Source organism: Methylobacterium sp. ap11 (genome assembly GCF_900110515.1).
Taxonomy (GTDB): domain Bacteria; phylum Pseudomonadota; class Alphaproteobacteria; order Rhizobiales; family Beijerinckiaceae; genus Methylobacterium; species Methylobacterium ajmalii.
Window position 1 is genome coordinate 238,753 of sequence record NZ_FOEB01000008.1, and the last position, 18,773, is coordinate 257,525.

The following is an 18,773-nucleotide window of genomic DNA, read 5'->3' on the forward strand; positions in this document are numbered from 1 at the left end:
GCGCCGCTCACCGCCCCGTCTGCCGGTAGCAGCGGATCTCGGCCTCGGCCTGGGCCCGGCGCAGCTCCGCCACCTGGTCGTCGAACATCTTGGTCGAGCGGAACTCGTTGGCGCGCTGGCCGATGCCCTGGCGCATGCCCAGGATGGTCGAGGCCTGGACGTACTTGTCGTAGGGCAGGATGGCCGCGATGGCGTCGATCGAGCAGGCGCACTTCGTCAGCGCCTCCCGGGTCTGGCCGTTCGCCGCCATGCAGCCGAAGACGTAATCGGCCCGGGCCTCGGTCGGGTAGTCGTTGTCGTCGGCACGCGCGGGGGTGAGCCCCGCCGCGACGGCGAAACCGCCGAGGAAGACCGCCTTAGCCAGCATTCGGTTCATGGGTCAGCGTTTCCTGGAGCAGGATTCCGCCCTCCGGGTTGGTGGCCCGCGCGTCGATCGAGACGATCTGGCCGGGCACCGCGGGGGAGAGTACGAAGGTATAGGTCAGGCCGTCGAAGCCGCGCAGGCGGTCGCGCACCGGGTCGTCGACGAAGGGCCGGACGACGATCTGCCAGCCCGGCTTCTTCGCGCCATCCACCTCGACCTCGGTCGCGGTCACGCTGGCATTCTCGCGCAAAGCGCGCCGGATGCCGTTCTTGATGTAGCGCGGGTTGCCCTTGAGCACCTTGGCGAGGTCCTCGAGGTGATGCTCGAGGAAGCGCACCAGCACCGGGTTGCCGGGAAAATCCTGGTAGGTCGCGGTCGGCATCCGGCGCTCGCCGGAGAACATCTCGACTCGCAGGTTGCGGGTGTCCGGCTTCTCGCCCGCGCTCACCTCCTCGCGGATCCTGTCCTCGATCGGCGGCCCGAACGGCGCGCCCTCGATGCCGCTGAAGCGGGTGTAGCGGTAGCTCAGCGCCTGCCCGACCGGGGCGTTGCCGATCTGGTTGGTCTCGAACAGCAGGGTGGCGGGATCGGGCGCCCCGTCCTTTCGCGCCGCGTTCGCCGGAGCGGCATCGTGTTGGGTCACGGCCTTCGCGCCGGGCGCGGCGTCCTGCGCGGACGCGGCGCCCGCGAGGCCGGCGGCCAGGGCGGCAACCAGGACGAGACGTCTCTTCACACGGGCGCTCCCTCGGGGGTGGCGACGCGGGGCGCGCCGCCGATGGTGCGATACTGATAGTCCGGCGCCGTCTCCAGCGCCGATTCCGCCACCGCCAGGGCCTGGACCTTGCCGTGCAGCGGCGAGAGCGAACAGGCCGGGTCGGTGGCCTTGGCGTCGCCGGCGAGCGCCAGGGCCTGGCAGCGGCAGCCGCCCCAGTCCTTCTCGCGCCGGTCGCAGGAGCGGCAGGGCTCCTGCATCCAATCGGTGCCGCGATAGGCCCGGAAGGCGGGCGAATCCGCCCAGATCTCGCCGAGCGGGCGGTCCTGGACGTGCCAGAATTCGAGGCCGGGGATCGTCTCGGCGGCGTGGCAGGGCAGCACCTTGCCGGTGGGCGTGACGTTCATCAGCCGCCGGCCCCAGCCGCCGGCGCAGGCCTTCGGGTACTTGGCGTAGTAGTCCGGCACCACGAGATCGATGACGAGCTGGCCTTTCAGCCGCTCGCGCGCCTCCTCGACGGTGCGGATCGAGCGGTCGACATCGGCCTTCGCCGGCATCAGGGCGGCGCGGTTGACGTAGGCCCAGCCGTAATACTGCGTGTGGGCCACCTCGAGCCGCTTGGCGCCAAGGCGCATGGCGAGGTCGATCAGCGCCGGCACCTCGGCGATGTTGCCGCGATGGATCACGGCGTTCAGGGTCAGCGGCAGGCCGAGCGCCGTCACCCGCTCGGCGAAGGCGAACTTTTGCGGCTGCGCGTCCTTCAGCCCGCCGATCCGCTCGGCATTGCCGGCTTCCGCCGCCTGGACCGAGAGCTGGACGTGGTCGAGCCCGGCCTCCGACAGGGCGTCGAGCTTCCCCAGCGCACCCGCCACCCCGGAGGTGATCAGGTTCGAGTAGAGGCCGAGCTCGGCACAGGTGCGGGTGATCTCGACGATGTCCTGGCGCGCCGTCGGCTCGCCGCCCGAGAGGTGGATGTGGAGCACGCCGAGCGCCGCCGCCTCCCTCAGCACCCGCTGCCAGGTCGCGGTGTCGAGCTCGGCCGAGCGCCGGTCGAGCTCCAGCGGGTTCGAGCAGTACGGGCAGCGCAGCGGGCAGCGGTGCGTCAGCTCGGCCAGGAGCCCGATCGGAGCCGGCAGGGGCGGGGGCGCGACGGCGTTCATGGTAGCTCTCCCAGGCTCTGCACCCGCGGCGTCAGGCGGCCGGCACGGTCTCGAGCACGCGCTTCACGAGGAGGCCGTCCAGCATCGCGATCACGTCGGGCTCGATGACGCTGCGCTCGGCCTCGTATTGCTGCGCCAGCGCCTCCGCGATGGCGCGGATGCTGCGGGCGCCGTCGACGAGGCTGAGCACCGCCACGGCGTTCGGATCGAGGTCGAAGGTGCGCTCGGGCGCCAGAAGGACGTGGGCGTCGCGCACCGTGTCGTGGCGCAGCCGCACCCCGCGGGGCAGGCGCGGCACGCTGTCGGGGGTCAGGCTCACGCGGCAACGCTCCCGATCGCATCCGCCCGCAGGCCCTCGCCCGGGCGCCAGGCATCCGGCGGGATCATCCCGGGCGCCACGTAGGCGAAGTAGAGCGCGTCGAGCTGGGTCCACAGCACGCTGCACTTGAAGCGCAGGGCGTCGAGGGCCTGGCGCTGCTGCTCCGGCGTCACGGCGTGGCGCACGACGTAGTCGAGGGCGAAGTCGGCGTCCCGCGGCGCCTGCGTCAGGCGCTTGTCGAAATACGCCAGGGTCTCGCGGGTGATGAAGTCGTAGTTCTTCAGCATCCCGGCGACGCGCTCGGAGATGATGGTCGGCGAGAACATCTCGGTGAGCGAGGAGGCGATGGCCTCGAGCAGCGAGCGCTCGGCGACGAAGTGGACGTAGGCCTCGACCGAGAAGCGGGTGGCCGATAGGATGCCCCGCGTCGAGAGCACGTAGTCGCGCTCGAAGCCGACGCCCTCGGCGAGCTTCAGCCAGCGCTCGATGCCGCCGTCGCCATCGTGGTCGCCGTCGTGATCGACGATGCGCTGGCGCCAGACCCGGCGGAGCGCGGCATCCGGCAGGCGCGCCAGCAGGGTGGCGTCCTTCACCGGGATCATCGCCTGGTAATAGTAGCGGTTGAGCGCCCAGGCCCGGACTTGGTCCTTCTCGAGCTTGCCGTCGTGCAGCAGCCGGTGGAACGGGTGCAGGTTGTGGTAGCGCCGCGCACCGATATCGCGGAGCGCCGCCTCGAGCTCGGCCGGCGAGAGCAGGCGGTCCGAGGCCTCGGCCGGGGGAAGGGGCATCGAGAGGGCGGTGGTGGCGAGGGAAGCGGGCATGGCGTCGGGCGTCCTGGCGTATCCGGTTTCTTCGTTGTCCGTGATCCCGTGGGGAGGACATTGATCCGCCTCAACGACGGGTCAAGAGCGACCAAAGTGCCCGGGGCGTCCCCTCGTATCCCGGCGAGGCCGAGAGGATCCTACGCCGTCCTCGTCGAACGGATGCGCACCTTGGGGAAGGGCGGCCACGAGCCGCCCCCTCACAGGCTCAGCGCCAGCCCGTCATGCGCCACGACCCAGCCGGCGGCCTCGATGCGGCGACGCTCGGGCGAGTCCTCGACCAGCACCGGATTGGTGTTGTTGATGTGGACGAAGACCTTCTGGCCGATCGGCACCTCGGCGAGCGCCGCCACCGAGCCGCCCTCGCCGGTCATCGGCACGTGGCCCATGCGCCAGCCGGTCTTGGTGCCGACCCCGGCCCGGATCATGTCGTCGTCGGCCAGCACGGTCCCGTCGAACAGGAGCGCGTCCACGCCCGAGAGCCGATCCTTGAGGCCGTCGGTGACGCGGGCGCAGCCCGGCACGTAGGCGAGGCGCCTGGACCCGGCCTCGATCATCGCGCCGACCGTGCTCTCGGTCTCGGCGCCGATCTCCGGCGTGCCGTCCTCGAGCCAGAGCGGTACCTTGCCGGGAACCGGGAAGAGCGTGACGGAGAGGCCCGGCACCGGCGAGAACGTCTCGTTCAGCGCGATCTCGGTGCGCTCCACCACGCCCTGGGCCATCACGTCGAACACGCGGTTGGCCGCGATCGAATCGAGGATGCCGCGCGTGGCGTGGAGGCGGAAGGGCTGGCCCTCGCGCAGGGTGAGAAGGCCCGCGACGTGGTCGACGTCGCCGTTGGTCAGCAGCACGGCCCGGATCGGCGAGTGCCGCAGGCCCTCGCGCGGGTGCAGGGCCGGCGTGTCGAAGAGCTGCTGGCGGATGTCCGGCGAGGCGTTCACCAGGAGCCACTCATCGCCGTCGGCGGAGACGGCCAGGCTCGACTGGGTGCGCGGCAGGACGCGGCGGTCTCCCGACCGCGCCATCGCGCAGATCGGGCAGCGACAGTTCCACTGCGGCACGCCCCCGCCCGCACCGGAACCCAGAACGATGGCCTGCATGGTCCGTCCCGGTGCGGTGGCTTGATCTCAAACTGGAGGACTTGCCTCAGTTGAAGGGATCGATCTCGGCGGACTCGTAGCTGGTGACTTCCATGCCGACGCAGACCTCGGCGACGACGGGCATCGACCACTTCATGATGCTTCTCCTGGACAGTGCGTGAGAGTTCGGGACGACGATATCGAGGCTGGGCGCCATCCGGCGGGGATCGCCGGAGGCGCTTCAGGCGAGCCCTTAGTTGAAGGGGTCGATCTCGGCGGACTCGTAGCTGGTGACTTCCATGCCGACACAGACCTCGGCGACGACGGGCATCGACCACTTCATGGCGCTTCTCCTATCGGCGGAAACCTCTAAGAGTTTCCTAAGATGTTGAGATGACAGTGGTTTTCTGTCACGCAGGATATATCGGCAATCCAGGCCCGGAGCGCAAGCGCTATTTTGCCGAAATCCGGGGACGCGGTGGGCCCGGGCTTCTCAGACCGGTCTTATTGTGCAGGACGGGCATGACCTTAGCCCGCATCGATTGCGCCCAAAACAATTTTGTCACTGGCGAAACCCGGCCTCGTGCAGGTCGAGCATGAAGCCGCGGCCGCGCACGGTGACGAGGCTCGGGCCGCCCGCGCGGGCGATGTCGGCGAGCTTGGTGCGCAGGTAGCCGACATAGACGTCGACCACGTTGAGGGAGAGGCCGCCCTGGCTGGCCCAGAGCCGGTCGAAGATGTCGCCCCGGGTCACCGGGCGGCTCGCCTGCTCCATCAGGATCGCCAGCAGCTCGGCCTCGCGCTGGGTCAGGCGGGCGGTGGTCTCGCCGAACCGCACCTGGCGCGTGGCAAGGTCGAGGGAGAGCCGCCCGGCGGTCATCAGGGTGCGGGCCTCGCCGGCCGCGCGCCGCCGCTGCAGGTGGACGCGCAGGCGCGCGAGCAGCTCGTCGAACACGAACGGCTTGACGATGTAGTCGTCGGCCCCGACCGACAGGCCCTCGACCCGGTCGCCGACCTCGTCCTTGGCGCTGAGAAAAAGGATCGCGCCGGGATAGCCGCCCTCGCGCAGGGAGCGGCAGACGTCCTGGCCGGTGCCGTCCGGCAGCATGTTGTCGAGGAGCACCGCCTCGGGCACCCGCTCGCGGGCCGCCGAGAGCGCCTCGTCGACACCGCCCGCGAGGTCGACCGCGAACCCCTCCGCGCTCAGGCCCCGGGCCAGCATGGCGCGGATGTCGCCGTCGTCCTCGACGATCAGAACGCTGTTCATGATTGCCCCCGGATGCCCTCTCGCCGGCTCATGCCGCGTCCTCTCTCATGGTCTCGCCGGGCAGCTCCAGGACCACGCGGGCCCCGGTCGCCCGGTCGTCCGGTCCCCCCGCCTGCGGGCGGATGGTTTCCAGGCGGATCGCGCCATCATGGCGCTCAACGACCCAGCGCGCCAGTGCGAGCCCGATCCCGAATCCGGCCGAGACGGCGCCCCGCGCCTCGCCGCGCCGGAAGCGCTCGAACAGGGCCTCGGCCGCCGGCGGGAAGCCGGGGCCGTCATCCGTCACCGTGACGACGGCGCCGTCGGCCTCGCCGCGGGCGGAGAACCCGACCCGCACCCGGGTCGCACCGGCGGCGTGCCGCAGGGCGTTGTCGATCAGCCCCTCGACGATCTGGCGCAGCCACTCGGCATCGGCCACGACCTCGACGTCGGCCGGGCTCGGCGCCAGGGCGAGGTCGATGCGGCGACGCCTCGCCTCCGGGGCGCAGCTCTCCACCGCCTCGGCAAGGATCGTCGCGAGGCCGACCGGGCGGCGCTCCAGCTCGATCTGGCCGGATTCCGAGCGGGCCACCCGCAGCATGTCACCGACCCGGCGGTGCAGGCGCAGCGCCCGGTTGCGGATGGTGGCGATGACCGGCCGGAAGGCGTCGGGCGTGTCGGGGGAGCGGGCGGCGAGGTCGCATTCGCCGAGGATCACGGTGAGCGGCGTGCGCAGCTCGTGGCTGACATCGGCGAAGAAGCGCCGGCGCGAGCGGTCGATCTCCTCCAGCCGGGCGTTGGCGCCGCGCAGGTCGGCGGTGGCGCGGGCGACGATTTCCTCCAGCGCGGCTCGGTCGGCGGCGACTCGGGCCTCGCGCCGCTTCAGCCGCGCCGCCATCCGGTTGAAGCTGGCGACCAGGAGGCCGAGCTCGTCGCGGCTCGCCACCGGCAGGCGGGTGTCGAGCTCGCCCCGGCCGATGGCGGCGGCGCCGGCCCGGATCGCCTCGAGGCGGCGCAGGATCGGCCGGGTCAGGCTCTGGTGCAGCAGCAGCAGCAGGATCACAATCAGCCCGGCCGCCGCGAGGGCGACGCCGCGCATCCGGCCGGCCAGGGTGCGGACCTCGGCGGAGGAGGCCTCGACGGCCCGGCGCTCGGCCTCGACCAGGAAGGTGAGGGGCTGCCCGGTCATCGCCCCGAAGGCGTTGAGTGCGCCGCGGATCGCGTCGGCGCGGCGGGCTGGTTCCGGCTCGCGCTGGATCTGCGCCACCTGGCGGTCGAGGGTGGCGCGGGCCGCCCGCAGGCGGGCGAGCGGCCGTGCGCGCGCGGTGTACTGGGTGCGGTCGAGGACGCCGCCGGAGCCGGCGACCGCGCGGCTGAGGCCGTCGTCGACCGCGATCAAGGCCCGGTCGACCTCGTTGCGGGCGTTGGCGAGCCGCTCGGGCCGGCCCGGATTGTCGCCGACCGCCTCGATCGCCGCGAGGCCGAACTCGGTCAGGCGGCCGGACAATTCGGCGATCAGCTCCAGGCGCACTTGCGCGTCGAGCGTCGCGTCGAGCGTGCGCTCGGCGGTGTGGAGCGCCGCGTAGAGGCCGATCGCCGCCAGCACCACGAGGGCCGCCGCGCTGCCGACGAGCAGTCCGAACCGTAGCCTGAGCGATCCCATTCCGGCGCCGTCCTCCCGCGTCGTCTGCCGCATCCATCCTGCACGGGACCGGGGAGGGGGGCGAGCGGCGGACCTCGCGTGAGCTGGTGCCTCAACCGGGCAGGCACCTCAATCCCACCAAGGTCTCCCGCACCGCCCGGTCGAGGGGCGTGTGCGGTTCGGCGCCTAGGAACGCCACGAGCCCGGCATTGTCCATCCGCAGGGGCTCGCGCCAGAGGTAGCGCATCTCGCCGATCTCCCGGGCGAGCGGCCAGAACGGCGCGGCGAGCGGCAGCAGGAACCAGGGGAAGCGCCGCACCGGAACCCTGCCGCCGGCCGCCCGGACGATGGCGGCGACCATCTGCCGTCCGTCCGGGTCCCAGTGGCCGTCCATGCCGAAGGCGGCAGCCCGGGGCAGGTCCGCCTCCCGCTCGGCGAGCCGCACCATCGTCTCGGCGACGTCGGGCAGGTAGGCCCATTGGTGGCCGACGCCCGGCGTGCCGGGATCGAGCACGCGCCGCACCGGCTTGCCCGGACTGACGAGGGCGGAGGAGAACCAGGAATTGGCGGTGGTGTTCGGCCCGAAGAAGTCGCCGGCCCGTACGACCAGGCTGCGGATGTCGGCCTCCCGCAGACGGCGCTCCATCGCGATGCGGATGCGGCCCTTCACTGTCCGCGGCGTCTGGGGGGCGTCGTCGCCCGGGTTCGGGCCGGCGTCGCGGCCGTAGACGTAGACGTTGCCCGGCAGGAGCAGCCGGGCATCCGCGGCCTTCGCCGCCGCGATTCCGGCGTCGAGCATCGGCAGGACCAGCCGGTCCCAGTCGCGGTAGCCGGGCGGGTTGACCGCGTGGACGATCAGGGACGCGCCCGCCGCCGCCGCCGTCACGTCGGCCGGCACCATCGCGTCGCCCCGCACCCAGTCGAGCCCGTCCGCTTCCATCGCCACCCGGGCGGGATCGCGGTGCAGGGCCCGCACCCGCCATCCGCCGGCGGCGAGCCGCCGCGCCACCGCGCCGCCCACCCCGCCGGTCGCCCCCAGGACCAGTGCCGTCCTCGTCGTCATCGCGCATCCCTTCCCGTCGATGCGCCGAGATGTGCCAAAACACCGGCCCTTCGAAAATTGCCGAAGCGCGATGATCGGCTATACGAAATCGCATGAGCGAGCCGAGCTGGGACCATTACCGCGCCGCGCTCGCCGTGCTGGAGGAGGGCTCGCTCTCCGGCGCGGCGCGGGCGCTCGGCCTGACGCAGCCGACGCTGGGCCGGCAGGTCGCGGCCCTGGAGCAGGCGCTCGGCGTCGCACTGTTCACTCGCTCGCCCACGGGTCTGGCGCCGACCGAGGCGGCGCTGATCCTGGCGCCCTATGCCCGCTCCCTGAAGGCGACCGCGGACGCGCTGCACCGCGCGGTGGCCTCGGACGCCGAGGGCGTGTCGGGCCGGGTCCGGATCACCGCCTCCGAGGTGGTCGGGGCCGAGGTGCTGCCGCCGATCCTCGCCGCGCTGCATGACCGCCATCCCGGCCTGTCGGTCGACGTGATCCTGTCCGACCGGATGCAGGACCTCCTGCGCCGCGACGCCGATATCGCGGTGCGGATGGCGCCGCCGACGCAGGCCGCCCTGGTGGCGCGCCGGGTCGGCACCGTCCGCCTCGGCCTCTACGGCCATCGCCGCTACCTTGCGGCCCGCGGCCTCCCGGAGCGGCCGGCGGACCTCGCCCACCACAGCGTAATCGGCTTCGACGCCGAGACGCCGTTCCTGCGAGCGATGATGCGGGACACCCCCGCCCTCGCGGCGGCGCGCTTCGCCTGGCGCAGCGACAGCACGCTGGCGCAGCTCGCCGCGCTCCGGGCCGGGTTCGGCCTCGGCGCCTGCCACACCGCGCTGGCCACCCGCGACCCGGACCTGGTCCGGGTCCTCCCGGAGATCGTCTGGGACTTGCCGACCTTCGTGGCGATGCACGAGGACCTGCGCTCCCTGCGCCGTTGCCGGGTCGCCTTCGACGCCCTGGCCGACGGGATGGCGGCGTATTGCGCGGGGTGAGACGAGGGGGCTCGGGCGGCCCTCCAGGACGATTCCATCGACGTCGCCCGGAGAGGCCCCCGTCGAAGGGCCTCGATGGGCCGGGGGGTTGGAGCCGGGCGGTCCTCAGCGGGCGTAGGGCGCTCCCGCGCCGCCGCCAGGGTTGGCGGCCCCACCGGCGGCGTCGAGCTCGCTCTGGCAGGGCGCGCTGATGCGGTCGTAGTTGCGGCGCAGGCAGCGCTCGATGCGCCGCGTGTCGGGCACGTCCCGCGAGCACAGCGTCATGGCGTCCGTCATGCAGGCCAGGCGCTGCCGCTCGGTGCCCTGGGCATTCGCCAGGGCGGGCATCAGGATCGCAACGGCCCCAACCGCTGCCGCCACGTTGGCGGCGCGGATCCACGGCATCGGCATTCGAGGTCTCCGGCTCTTTCCGAGGCGTCAACACCGAGCCCGGCCTTTCGGTTCGCGGCACAGCTGGATTGCGTTGTCGGAAGGGCCCGGACGGCGATCACGCGTGGATCACCCGCCCATAGGCGTCGAGCACGCTCTCGTGCATCATCTCCGAGAGAGTCGGATGCGGGAACACCGTGTGCATCAGCTCTTCCTCGGTGGTCTCCAGATTCATCGCCACGACGTAGCCCTGGATCAGCTCGGTCACCTCGGCCCCGACCATGTGGGCGCCGAGCAGCTGGCCGGTCTTGCGGTCGAAGATCGTCTTGACCAAGCCGTCGGGCTCGCCGAGCGCGATCGCCTTGCCGTTGCCCGCGAAAGGGAACCGGCCGACCCGCACGTCGAAGCCCTGCTCCTTGGCCTTCGCCTCGGTGAGACCAACGGAGGCGATCTGCGGCTGGCAGTAGGTGCAGCCCGGAATCTTGCCCTTGTCCATCGGGTGGGTGTGCAGGCCCTTGATGGTCTCGACGCAGAGGACGCCCTCGTGCTCGGCCTTGTGGGCGAGCATCGGCGGGCCGGCGACGTCGCCGATGGCGTAGATCCCCGGCACATTCGTGCGCCCGAGCCCGTCGGTGGCGACGATGCCGCGCTCGATGGTGACTCCCAGCTTCTCGAGGCCGAGGCTCTCGATGTTGCCGACGACGCCGACCGCGGAGATCAGGATCTCGGCCGTGATCGCTTGCGTCTTGCCGCCCTCGCTCTCGATGGTCGCGGTGACCGCATCGCCCTTCTCGACCTTGGTCACCTTGGCGCCGGTGAGGATCTTGATGCCCTGCTTCTCGAAGCGCTTGCGGGCATGCGCGGCGATCTCGTGGTCCTCCACCGGCAGGATCTGCGGCAGCAATTCCACCACCGTCACCTCGGCGCCCATGGTGCGGTAGAACGAGGCGAACTCGATGCCGATCGCGCCCGAGCCCATCACCAAGAGGCTCTTGGGCATCCGCTCCGGGACCATCGCCTCGTAATAGGTCCAGATCTGGCGTCTGTCCGGCTCGATGCCCGGAATCGCCCGTGGCCGGGCGCCGGTCGCCACGACGATGTGCTTGGCTTGGTAGGTGCCCGCCGCCTTGGCGCCCTTCGGCGCCTCGGCGCGCGTGGTCTCCTTGACCACGACCCGGCCGGGCTCGTTGCCCTTCGGTGCGACCTCGATCGCGGCCTCGCCCCAGATCACGTCGACCTTGTTCTTCTTGAGCAGCATGCCGACGCCGCCGTTGAGCCGAGCCGACACGCCGCGCGAGCGCTTGACGATGGCGGAGACGTCGAAGCCGACATTGTCCGCCGTCAGGCCGTAATCCTTGGCGTGCTGCATGTAGTGGTAGATCTCGGCCGAGCGCAGCAGCGCCTTGGTGGGGATGCAGCCCCAGTTGAGGCAGATGCCGCCCAGGTGCTCGCGGTCGACCACCGCCGTCTTGAAGCCGAGCTGGGCGGCCCGGATCGCCGCGACGTAGCCGCCGGGACCGGCGCCGATGATGAGGACGTCGTAGGTGTCGGACATTCAGGTCTCCGGGGAGGGCGGGGCGGCAGCGCTCAGACCAGCATGCCCATCGGGCTCTCGATCAGCCCCTTGAAGGCGGCGAGCAACTCGGCGCCGAGCGCCCCGTCGACCACACGGTGGTCGCAGGAGAGCGTCACCGTCATCGCCTGGACCACCGCGGGAGCGCCGTTCTTCGCCACCACCCGGGCCTCCCCGGCGCCGACCGCCAGGATGGTGCCGTGGGGCGGGTTGATGACCGCGCCGAACGACTTGATGCCGAACATGCCGAGGTTCGACACCGCCGTGGTGCCGCCCTGGTACTCGTCGGGCTTGAGCTTCTTGGTGCGGGCGCGGGCGGCGAGGTCCTTCATCTCGGCCGAGATGGTCGAGAGCGTCTTCTGCTCCGCCTTGCGGATCACCGGCGTGAACAGCCCGCCGTCGATCGCCACCGCGACGCCGACGTCGGAGTGGCGGAAGCGCAGGATCCGGTCCTCGGCCCAGACGGCATTCGCCGCCGGCACCCGCTGCAGCGCCAGCGCCAGCGCCTTGATGACGAAGTCGTTGACCGAGAGCTTGAAGGCCGGCTTGCCGTCCTTGTCCTTCGACGCCCCGGCATTGACCTGCTCGCGCAGGGAGAGCAGCGCGTCGAGCTCGACGTCGAGGGACAGGTAGAAGTGCGGGACGGTCTGCTTCGACTCGACCAGACGCTTGGCGATGGTCTTGCGCATGCCGTCGAGGGGCACCTCCTCGAACGAGCCCGGCTCGAACATCCCCATCACCTGCTTGGCCGTGAGGCCGGATGGTGCGGCCGCCGCAGGAGCGGGCTTCGCCGCGGGGGTCTCCTTGGCGGCCGGGGCCTCCCGATTCTCGGGCTTCGGCGCGGAGGCCGGCGCGTCCTTCGGAGCCCGCGTGGCGGGGGCCTTGGCGGCCCCGCCTTCGAGGGCGGCGCGCACATCGCGCTCGATGATCCGGCCATGCGGGCCCGAGCCCTGCACGGCGCCGAGGTCAACGCCTTCCTGCTTGGCGATGCGCCGGGCGAGCGGCGAGGCGAACCGGCGGCCGCCCTCCGGCTGCCCGGCAGGAGCGCCATCCGCGGTCGTGCCGCCCGCCGGGCGCGCGCCTTCCGGGGCCGTGTCGACCCGCTCGTACGACATCGTGCCGCCGCCGGGCGTCTCGTTGCCGGCGGGCGCCTGGGTCTTCGCCGCGTCGGGCTTATCCGGCTTGGCGGGCGCATCCGCCGTCTTCTCCGGCTGGGCGCGGCCGGCCGTCACGCTGCCGGGATCCTCGCCCTCCTCGGCGATGAGCGCGATCAGCTCGTTGACCGGCACGTCGGCGGTGCCCTCCGGCACCACGATCCTGGCGAGCACGCCCTCGTCGACCGCCTCGACCTCCATGGTCGCCTTGTCGGTCTCGATCTCGGCGAGCACGTCGCCGGACTTGATCGCGTCGCCCTCCTTCTTGAGCCACTTGGCGAGGTTGCCCTTCTCCATCGTCGGCGAGAGGGCGGGCATCAGGACGTTGATCGGCATGGATTCAGGTCTCGGCGGGAGGAGGGGCGGCCGGATCGTCGAAGGGAAACAGGTCGTCGAGGGGAAAGGAGACGGCGTCGAAGGGCAGCAGGGTCACTGTCCCGCCGCGCACCACGGTCTCGAGCAGCAGCCAGCGGCCACCGGTGAGGGCGAAGCCTTCGAGCACGCCGTTCCAGGGATCGAGGAGCCAGAGATGGTTCACGCCGGCCTCGGCGTAGATCCGTCGCTTCCGCCCCCGATCGAGCCGGGCGGTGGCGGGAGACAGGATCTCGCAGACCCAGTCGGGCGAGGTCTCGATGAAGGCGGCGTCCGGATCGATGGACAGGCGACCGCGGCGCCAGCCCGCATAATCCGGGACCAGGACCTGTCGTCCGAAGTGGAATTCGGTCCGGGGCATGAAGATCCAGCCGCCGGGGCCGCCGCGCCCACGGGAGAAGGGCAGTCCCAGCTCGCCGGCCAAGGCCGCGAGGGTGGCTCCGAGCCGCGGCAGTGTATGCGCGTGGGTCTCTAGCACCCCGTCGACGATCTCGGCCACGAGGTGGTCCGGCACCGCCTCGAGATCGGCATAGGTGGCCCAACGCGGCGCGGCCTCGGCCATCGGGAGCCTCAGTTGAAGCTCTCGGGATCGAGGCTCTCGGCCTCCATCCCGGCGCGGATGCGCGCGAAGGCCTCCTCCTCGGACATCTCGGTCTCGCGGGCATAGACCACGGCCGCCTGGCGGGCGAGGTCGATGAAGAGGCGCCCCCAGGTCGCCGGGTCGTCGAAGGAGCGACGCAGCGCGATGCTCACCGCCCCGTCGACCACGGCGGCGCGCAGGACCTCGATCCCGCCCTGCTCCAGGGCGTCGGGCGGGATGTCGAGGGCCTCGAAGCGGGGCTCGTCGTCGGTCATGCCGCTCACCGGTAGCAGACGGCCTTGGCCGCCTCGATCACCTCGGCGACGTTCGGCAGCGCGAGCTTCTCGAGGTTCGCCGCGTAGGGCATCGGCACGTCCTTGCCGGTGATGCGCAGCACGGGAGCGTCGAGGTAGTCGAAGGCGTCGACCATCAGGCGCGCGGCGAGCTCGGCGCCGACGCCCGATTGCGGAAAGCCTTCCTCCACGGTGATGCAGCGGCCGGTCTTCTTCACCGAGGCGACCACCGTCTCCGAATCCATCGGCCGGATGGTGCGCAGGTCGATCACCTCGGCCTCGATGCCGGCCTCGGCGAGCTCGTGCGCGGCCTTCAGCGCGTAGGTCATGCCGATGCCGAACGACACGATCGTCACGTCACGCCCCTCGCGATGCACCTTGGCCTTGCCGATCGGCACCGTGAAGTCGTCGAGCTGCGGCACCGGGAAGGACTGGCCGTAGAGAATTTCGTTCTCCAGGAAGACCACCGGGTTCGGGTCGCGGATGGCGCTCTTGAGCAAGCCCTTCGCGTCGGAGGCGGTGTAGGGCATCACCACCTTCAGGCCCGGCACGTTGGAGTACCAGGCGGCGTAGTCGTGGCTGTGCTGGGCGCCGACCCGGGCTGCCGCGCCGTTGGGGCCGCGGAACACGATCGGGCAGCCGAGCTGGCCGCCCGACATGTACAGGGTCTTTGCCGCCGAGTTGATGATCTGGTCGATCGCCTGCATGGCGAAGTTGAAGGTCATGAACTCGACGATGGGCTTCAAGCCCGTGAACGCCGCGCCGACGCCGACGCCGGCAAAGCCGTGCTCGGTGATCGGGGTGTCGACGACGCGCTTCGCGCCGAATTCCTGCAGCAGGCCTTGCGTGATCTTGTAGGCGCCCTGGTATTCGGCGACCTCCTCGCCCATGACGAAGACGTTCTCGTCCCGGCGCATCTCCTCGGCCATCGCGTCGCGCAGGGCCTCGCGGACGGTCTGGGTCACCATCTGGGTGCCCTCGGGAATCTCGGCCATCGCCGGATCCTGGCCGCGGTTGGTGATCACCGCCGGCGCGGCGGGTTTCTCGACCGGCTTGTCGTCCTCGGTCTTGGCCGCCGGGGCGGGGCGCTCGGCCTGGCCCTCGGCCTGCATGTCGGGGGCGGGGGCCTTCTGAGCCTCGCCCCCGGCCTTGCCGTCGGGCTTCGCGCCGCCGGCCTCCACGCCCGCCGGGTCCTCGCCCTCCTCGGCCAGCACCGCGATCGGGGTGTTGACCGCGACGTTGTCGGTGCCGTCGGCGACGAGGATCTTGGCGAGCACGCCCTCGTCGACCGCCTCGACCTCCATGGTCGCCTTGTCGGTCTCGATCTCGGCCAGGATGTCGCCGGCCTTGACCGGGTCGCCTTCCTTCTTGAGCCACTTCGCCAGCTTGCCCTGCTCCATCGTCGGCGAAAGGGCAGGCATCAGGATGTCGGTCGCCATAGGGTGCTCTGTCGATCCGGGAGAGGGGCGCCGGGTCGGGCGCCGGCCGAAGGCGAGGGGAGCCGTCCGCGGGGCGGACGGCCGGGGCGCGCGGGGAGGGGCGCTAGAGCAGGATATCGGTCCAGAGCTCGGAGGGATCCGGCTCGGGATCGCTGGTGGCGAAGTCCGCCGACTCGTTGACGATCGCCCGCACCTTGGCGTCGACCGCCTTGATCTCGTCCTCCGGCACCTTGTGGGCGCCGAGCAGGCGCTTGCGGACCTGCTCGATCGGGTCGGATTCCTCGCGCATCCGGGCGACCTCGTCCTTGGTCCGGTACTTGGCCGGGTCGGACATCGAGTGGCCGCGGTAGCGGTAGGTCTGCATCTCGAGGATGTAGGGGCCCTCGCCGTCGCGGGCGTGCGCGATGGCGCGGGTCGCCGCCTCGCGCACGGCGCGCACGTCCATCCCGTCGACCTGTTCGCCCGGGATGCCGAAGGAGACGCCGCGCTTGGAAAAGTCGGTCTGGGCCGAGGCCCGCGAGACCGAGGTGCCCATGGCGTAGCGGTTGTTCTCGATCACGTAGACCACGGGCAGCTTCCACAGCTGCGCCATGTTGAAGCTCTCGTAGACCTGGCCCTGGTTGGCCGCGCCGTCGCCCATGTAGGTGAGGCTCACCGCGCCGTCGCCGCGGTACTTGTTGGCAAAGCCGAGCCCGGTGCCGAGGGACACCTGCGCCCCGACGATGCCGTGGCCGCCGTAAAAGTTCTTCTCGCGGGAGAACATGTGCATCGAGCCGCCCTTGCCGCGGGAGTAGCCTCCCTTGCGGCCGGTCAGCTCGGCCATCACGCCCTTCGGCTCCATGCCGCAGGCCAGCATGTGGCCGTGGTCGCGGTAGCCGGTGATGACCTGGTCGCCGTCCTTCGAGGCCATCTGGACCCCGATCACCACGGCCTCCTGGCCGATATAGAGGTGGCAGAAGCCGCCGATCAGGCCCATGCCGTAGAGCTGGCCGGCCTTCTCCTCGAAGCGGCGGATCAGCAGCATCTCGCGATAGGCGTGAAGATCCTCGTCCCGGCTGAAGGCCGGCACGTTCGAGGCCGGCGGCAGCGCCGCCATCTCGCGGGCCTCGTCGCTCCCGCGGTGGGCCTCTTTCGCGGCATCCATCGGCACCCTCCCGGCTGCTACCTTTATGGGAGAGCTTTTAGGGCAGGCGGGAGCGCAAATCGAGCGCTTTGGGACCGAAAGCCGCTGGCCTGGGGATGGGTTGGGGACGACGGACGCGACGCGTCAGGGGTTGATGATGACGACGTCGTTGGGATGGACGCGGCCGAGCACCACCCGGGCGCGCTCCTCCAGGAGGTCGCGGTCGATCTGGTCGCTGCGCAGGAGCGCGACGCGGCGCTCCCACTCGGTCCGGTCGGCCTTGGTGGCGTCGAGCTCCTGCTGCAGGCCGTAGGCCTGGATCTTCAGGGCCCGCTTGGCCTCGAGGCCGCGGCTTCCGCTCTCGGCCTCGTGCAGGAAGTAGCCGACCACGAGGATCGACACGGCGTAGAGGCCGAGCGGCAACAGGATGGCACGGGCGCGACGACGGACTACCATGCCGGACAGAATGGGGCGGGAGGGTTAAGGAAGGCTCAAGGCGTCACGCCGCGCCCCGCCACGCCGCCGGGGTGAAACCGGTCGCCTGCTTGAAGCGGCGGGTGAAGTGGCTCTGCGAGGCGAAGCCGCAGGCCAGCGCGATCTGGGCGAGGCTCGCGCCTCCTTCCGCCAGCAGATCCTTGGCCCTGGCGATCCGCCGCTCGGTCACGTAGCGGTGCGGCGGCACGCCGAAGCTCGCCTTGAACATCTTGGCGAAGTGGAAGGGGCTCAAGCCCGCGGCCTCGGCGAGGTCGTCGAGGGACAGGGCCTCGGCGAGGCGGGCCTTGATGACCTCGGCGGTCCGGCGCCGGATCGCCGGCGAGAGGCCGCCGGTCACCGGCCGCGCGCCGCGGGCGCCGGCATGGCGCCGCAGCAGGGCGTGGAGCAGGAGGTGGCAGGCGCTCCCGAGCGCCATCCGGTCGGCGCCCGCCGCCCAGTCGAGGGGCAGCACCGCGCCGCGCATCAGCATCGCGGTGGCGGGGTCCTCCGCGAAGGTCAATTCGTGCAGCGCGATGGCGCGGGGATCGACGTCGAGGGCGCTCACCGCCTGGTAGGCCAGGGTCTCGGGCGCGACGTAGAGGTGCAGCATCCGCAACGGACCGCCGATCAGCCAGCGGCTCTCGTGGCCGGCCGGCAGCAGGCAGAGCTTGTCCGGCCCGCCGCCCGACACCGCGCCGTCCTCCCGCACCACGCCCTCGCCGCCCTCGAGGTAGAGGCTCAGCGTGTGGTGGTCCGGCCGGTCGTAACGGGCGCGGTTGTCGCGATTCTGCCACTCGGCGAGCGAGAGGCCGCGGCCGAGATCGGCGCTGCGCAGGAGCGCCGCGCCGGTGCGGGAGAGGGCGTCGCGGACGTCGGGATTCGGCGCGGTCACGGTCTCGGGGCCAGGACGAGTGTGCCGGGGAACTGTACGGGCCGGCCCCCGCCGCCCGCAACGGGGCGGGGGGCATGAAACCCCAAGAACCGGCAACGCCGCCGCCGGAACCGGGAAGCCGCCCGGTCCGGGTCGGGTCTATGCCGGCCGCCCGAGCCCACCGGAAACCCGACGCCGTGACCGCCTTCCTGTACGCCCTCACCGTCCTCATCTGGGGCACGACCTGGATCGCCATCAAGCACCAGCTCGGCCCCGTCGCCTTCGAGGCCTCGATCGCCTACCGCTTCGCGCTCGCCGGCACCGTGCTCGCCGGCGCGCTGATCCTCTCCGGGCGGCTCGCGCCGATCCCGCGGCGGCACCTGCCCTTCGTGGCGCTGCAGGCCGTGTGCCTGTTCTCGTGCAACTTCGCCTGCTTCTACCTCGCCGCGCGCTCGGTCCCGAGCGGGATCGTCTCGGTGGTGTTTTCCGCCGCCACGATCTTCAACGTCGCCAACGCCTACCTCTTCCACCGCCGCAGGCCCGCCCCCCGGATCCTCGCCGGGGCGTCGATCGGGCTTCTCGGCATCGCCTGCCTGTTCCGCGACACGCTCGCCGGCACGGCGCTCGACCGGGACACCGCGATCGGCCTCGCCTTGGCGCTCCTCGGCACCTGGTTCTTCTCGGCCGGCAACCTCGTCTCGGCCCGCAACCAGCGCCACGGGCTGCCGGTCGCGACGGTGAACGCCTACGGGATGCTGATCGGGGCCGCCCTGGTGGCCGGGGTCGCGGCGTTGCGCGGGGTGCCGTTCGGCTTCGATCCGTCGCCGGCCTATGTCGTGGCGCTCCTCTACCTCGCCATCCCCGGCTCGGTGATCGGCTTCACCGCCTACCTGACGGTGGTGCACCGGATCGGCCCCGAGAAGGCCGCCTACATGACCGTGCTGTTCCCGGTCGTGGCGCTCACGATCTCGGTCTTCGCCGAGGGCTACCGGGTGACGCCGCTGGCGGGCCTCGGCTTCGCCCTGGTGCTGGCCGGGAACGTCGCGGTGTTCGCGCCCCTGCGGCGGCGGCGCGGCCAGCAAAAAGGCCGCCCGGAGGCGGCCTGCGACGCGTAAGATCCCGCGAAGGATCGGGGAGGGGCC

General features: G+C 71.6%; 20 protein-coding genes and 1 pseudogene. 2 read left to right on the top strand and 19 right to left on the bottom strand.

All coding sequences use genetic code 11. The features are described from left to right. Nucleotides 1–7 precede the first annotated feature (7 nt). The 10 genes and pseudogenes from BMX97_RS14605 to BMX97_RS14655 form a co-directional block, all read right to left on the bottom strand. On the bottom strand, nt 8–367 hold the full coding sequence (locus tag BMX97_RS14605) for a hypothetical protein (RefSeq protein ID WP_091751292.1): 360 nt from the start codon (nt 365–367) through the stop codon (nt 8–10). Continuing rightward, a complete protein-coding gene (locus BMX97_RS14610; RefSeq protein ID WP_091751295.1) occupies nt 357–1,097 on the bottom strand; it encodes a hypothetical protein in 741 nt (246 codons plus the stop codon). The genes BMX97_RS14605 and BMX97_RS14610 overlap by 11 nt, the downstream gene beginning before the upstream one ends. Next, nucleotides 1,094–2,236, bottom strand: a complete 1,143-nt coding sequence (gene pqqE / locus BMX97_RS14615; RefSeq protein WP_091751298.1) for a pyrroloquinoline quinone biosynthesis protein PqqE — start codon at nt 2,234–2,236, stop codon at nt 1,094–1,096. Before pqqE ends, BMX97_RS14610 begins: the two co-directional genes overlap by 4 nt. A 31-nt stretch (nt 2,237–2,267) precedes the next feature. After that, a pseudogene (pqqC, locus tag BMX97_RS14625) lies at nt 2,268–3,343 on the bottom strand (pyrroloquinoline-quinone synthase PqqC). 233 nt (nt 3,344–3,576) lie between these two features. Then, entirely contained in the window at nt 3,577–4,476 is a 900-nt protein-coding gene (gene pqqB, locus BMX97_RS14630) for a pyrroloquinoline quinone biosynthesis protein PqqB (RefSeq protein WP_091751303.1), read from the bottom strand. 46 nt (nt 4,477–4,522) lie between these two features. Continuing rightward, nucleotides 4,523–4,612, bottom strand: a complete 90-nt coding sequence (pqqA, locus tag BMX97_RS14635; RefSeq protein ID WP_048426854.1) for a pyrroloquinoline quinone precursor peptide PqqA — start codon at nt 4,610–4,612, stop codon at nt 4,523–4,525. 96 nt (nt 4,613–4,708) lie between these two features. Then, the gene (pqqA, locus tag BMX97_RS14640; RefSeq protein WP_048426854.1) at nt 4,709–4,798 is read right to left on the bottom strand and encodes a pyrroloquinoline quinone precursor peptide PqqA; all 90 of its coding nucleotides are present in this window, start codon (nt 4,796–4,798) and stop codon (nt 4,709–4,711) included. A gap of 219 nt (nt 4,799–5,017) precedes the next feature. Further along, entirely contained in the window at nt 5,018–5,722 is a 705-nt protein-coding gene (locus tag BMX97_RS14645) for a response regulator transcription factor (protein ID WP_060845960.1), read from the bottom strand. 28 nt (nt 5,723–5,750) lie between these two features. Then, entirely contained in the window at nt 5,751–7,364 is a 1,614-nt protein-coding gene (locus tag BMX97_RS14650) for a sensor histidine kinase (RefSeq protein ID WP_091751461.1), read from the bottom strand. A 91-nt stretch (nt 7,365–7,455) separates the two neighbouring features. Next, on the bottom strand, nt 7,456–8,406 hold the full coding sequence (locus BMX97_RS14655; RefSeq protein WP_091751305.1) for an NAD(P)H-binding protein: 951 nt from the start codon (nt 8,404–8,406) through the stop codon (nt 7,456–7,458). Between the two features lie 92 nt (nt 8,407–8,498). Here BMX97_RS14655 and BMX97_RS14660 point away from each other — a divergent pair, with 92 nt between their 5' ends. After that, nucleotides 8,499–9,383: a LysR family transcriptional regulator gene (locus BMX97_RS14660; RefSeq protein WP_091751308.1), complete on the top strand. Its 885-nt coding sequence runs from the start codon at nt 8,499–8,501 to the stop codon at nt 9,381–9,383. A gap of 105 nt (nt 9,384–9,488) precedes the next feature. Here the strand turns inward: BMX97_RS14660 and BMX97_RS14665 are convergent, their stop codons facing one another. The 9 genes from BMX97_RS14665 to BMX97_RS14705 all read right to left on the bottom strand — a co-directional run bounded on the left by BMX97_RS14665 (nt 9,489) and on the right by BMX97_RS14705 (nt 17,652). Continuing rightward, nucleotides 9,489–9,773, bottom strand: a complete 285-nt coding sequence (locus tag BMX97_RS14665) for a hypothetical protein (protein ID WP_244538434.1) — start codon at nt 9,771–9,773, stop codon at nt 9,489–9,491. A gap of 97 nt (nt 9,774–9,870) precedes the next feature. Next, nucleotides 9,871–11,307: a dihydrolipoyl dehydrogenase gene (gene lpdA, locus BMX97_RS14670; RefSeq protein ID WP_091751311.1), complete on the bottom strand. Its 1,437-nt coding sequence runs from the start codon at nt 11,305–11,307 to the stop codon at nt 9,871–9,873. A gap of 32 nt (nt 11,308–11,339) precedes the next feature. After that, nucleotides 11,340–12,815: a pyruvate dehydrogenase complex dihydrolipoamide acetyltransferase gene (locus tag BMX97_RS14675; protein WP_091751314.1), complete on the bottom strand. Its 1,476-nt coding sequence runs from the start codon at nt 12,813–12,815 to the stop codon at nt 11,340–11,342. 4 nt (nt 12,816–12,819) lie between these two features. Beyond that, a complete protein-coding gene (locus BMX97_RS14680; RefSeq protein WP_091751316.1) occupies nt 12,820–13,413 on the bottom strand; it encodes a Uma2 family endonuclease in 594 nt (197 codons plus the stop codon). Between the two features lie 8 nt (nt 13,414–13,421). Beyond that, nucleotides 13,422–13,706, bottom strand: coding sequence for a DUF5076 domain-containing protein (locus tag BMX97_RS14685; protein ID WP_060847633.1), 285 nt, complete (start codon nt 13,704–13,706; stop codon nt 13,422–13,424). A gap of 5 nt (nt 13,707–13,711) precedes the next feature. After that, a complete protein-coding gene (locus tag BMX97_RS14690; protein WP_091751319.1) occupies nt 13,712–15,163 on the bottom strand; it encodes a pyruvate dehydrogenase complex E1 component subunit beta in 1,452 nt (483 codons plus the stop codon). Nucleotides 15,164–15,266: 103 nt separating this feature from the next. Further along, nucleotides 15,267–16,259 carry a pyruvate dehydrogenase (acetyl-transferring) E1 component subunit alpha gene (gene pdhA, locus BMX97_RS14695; RefSeq protein ID WP_091751467.1) on the bottom strand — a complete coding sequence of 331 codons (993 nt, stop codon included), beginning with the start codon at nt 16,257–16,259 and terminating at the stop codon, nt 15,267–15,269. A 171-nt stretch (nt 16,260–16,430) separates the two neighbouring features. Further along, nucleotides 16,431–16,742 (bottom strand): FtsB family cell division protein, encoded by a 312-nt coding sequence (locus BMX97_RS14700; RefSeq protein ID WP_048428464.1) that lies wholly within the window; start codon nt 16,740–16,742, stop codon nt 16,431–16,433. Between the two features lie 43 nt (nt 16,743–16,785). After that, nucleotides 16,786–17,652: a helix-turn-helix transcriptional regulator gene (locus tag BMX97_RS14705; protein WP_244538435.1), complete on the bottom strand. Its 867-nt coding sequence runs from the start codon at nt 17,650–17,652 to the stop codon at nt 16,786–16,788. A 176-nt stretch (nt 17,653–17,828) separates the two neighbouring features. Between BMX97_RS14705 and BMX97_RS14710 the strand changes: the two genes are divergently transcribed. After that, nucleotides 17,829–18,746, top strand: coding sequence for a DMT family transporter (locus BMX97_RS14710; RefSeq protein WP_091751322.1), 918 nt, complete (start codon nt 17,829–17,831; stop codon nt 18,744–18,746). Nucleotides 18,747–18,773: the final 27 nt, after the last annotated feature.

Excerpts from the sequence above, each read along its gene's own strand:
- BMX97_RS14605 (WP_091751292.1), bottom strand. The coding sequence starts at position 367 with ATGCTGGCTAAGGCGGTCTTCCTCGGCGGTTTCGCCGTCGCGGCGGGG.
- pqqE (WP_091751298.1), bottom strand. The coding sequence starts at position 2,236 with ATGAACGCCGTCGCGCCCCCGCCCCTGCCGGCTCCGATCGGGCTCCTG.
- pqqB (WP_091751303.1), bottom strand. The coding sequence starts at position 4,476 with ATGCAGGCCATCGTTCTGGGTTCCGGTGCGGGCGGGGGCGTGCCGCAG.
- pqqA (WP_048426854.1), bottom strand. The coding sequence starts at position 4,612 with ATGAAGTGGTCGATGCCCGTCGTCGCCGAGGTCTGCGTCGGCATGGAA.
- pqqA (WP_048426854.1), bottom strand. The coding sequence starts at position 4,798 with ATGAAGTGGTCGATGCCCGTCGTCGCCGAGGTCTGTGTCGGCATGGAA.
- BMX97_RS14645 (WP_060845960.1), bottom strand. The coding sequence starts at position 5,722 with ATGAACAGCGTTCTGATCGTCGAGGACGACGGCGACATCCGCGCCATG.
- BMX97_RS14650 (WP_091751461.1), bottom strand. The coding sequence starts at position 7,364 with ATGGGATCGCTCAGGCTACGGTTCGGACTGCTCGTCGGCAGCGCGGCG.
- BMX97_RS14655 (WP_091751305.1), bottom strand. The coding sequence starts at position 8,406 with ATGACGACGAGGACGGCACTGGTCCTGGGGGCGACCGGCGGGGTGGGC.
- BMX97_RS14660 (WP_091751308.1), top strand. The coding sequence starts at position 8,499 with ATGAGCGAGCCGAGCTGGGACCATTACCGCGCCGCGCTCGCCGTGCTG.
- BMX97_RS14665 (WP_244538434.1), bottom strand. The coding sequence starts at position 9,773 with ATGCCGATGCCGTGGATCCGCGCCGCCAACGTGGCGGCAGCGGTTGGG.
- lpdA (WP_091751311.1), bottom strand. The coding sequence starts at position 11,307 with ATGTCCGACACCTACGACGTCCTCATCATCGGCGCCGGTCCCGGCGGC.
- BMX97_RS14675 (WP_091751314.1), bottom strand. The coding sequence starts at position 12,815 with ATGCCGATCAACGTCCTGATGCCCGCCCTCTCGCCGACGATGGAGAAG.
- BMX97_RS14680 (WP_091751316.1), bottom strand. The coding sequence starts at position 13,413 with ATGGCCGAGGCCGCGCCGCGTTGGGCCACCTATGCCGATCTCGAGGCG.
- BMX97_RS14685 (WP_060847633.1), bottom strand. The coding sequence starts at position 13,706 with ATGACCGACGACGAGCCCCGCTTCGAGGCCCTCGACATCCCGCCCGAC.
- BMX97_RS14690 (WP_091751319.1), bottom strand. The coding sequence starts at position 15,163 with ATGGCGACCGACATCCTGATGCCTGCCCTTTCGCCGACGATGGAGCAG.
- pdhA (WP_091751467.1), bottom strand. The coding sequence starts at position 16,259 with ATGGCGGCGCTGCCGCCGGCCTCGAACGTGCCGGCCTTCAGCCGGGAC.
- BMX97_RS14700 (WP_048428464.1), bottom strand. The coding sequence starts at position 16,742 with ATGGTAGTCCGTCGTCGCGCCCGTGCCATCCTGTTGCCGCTCGGCCTC.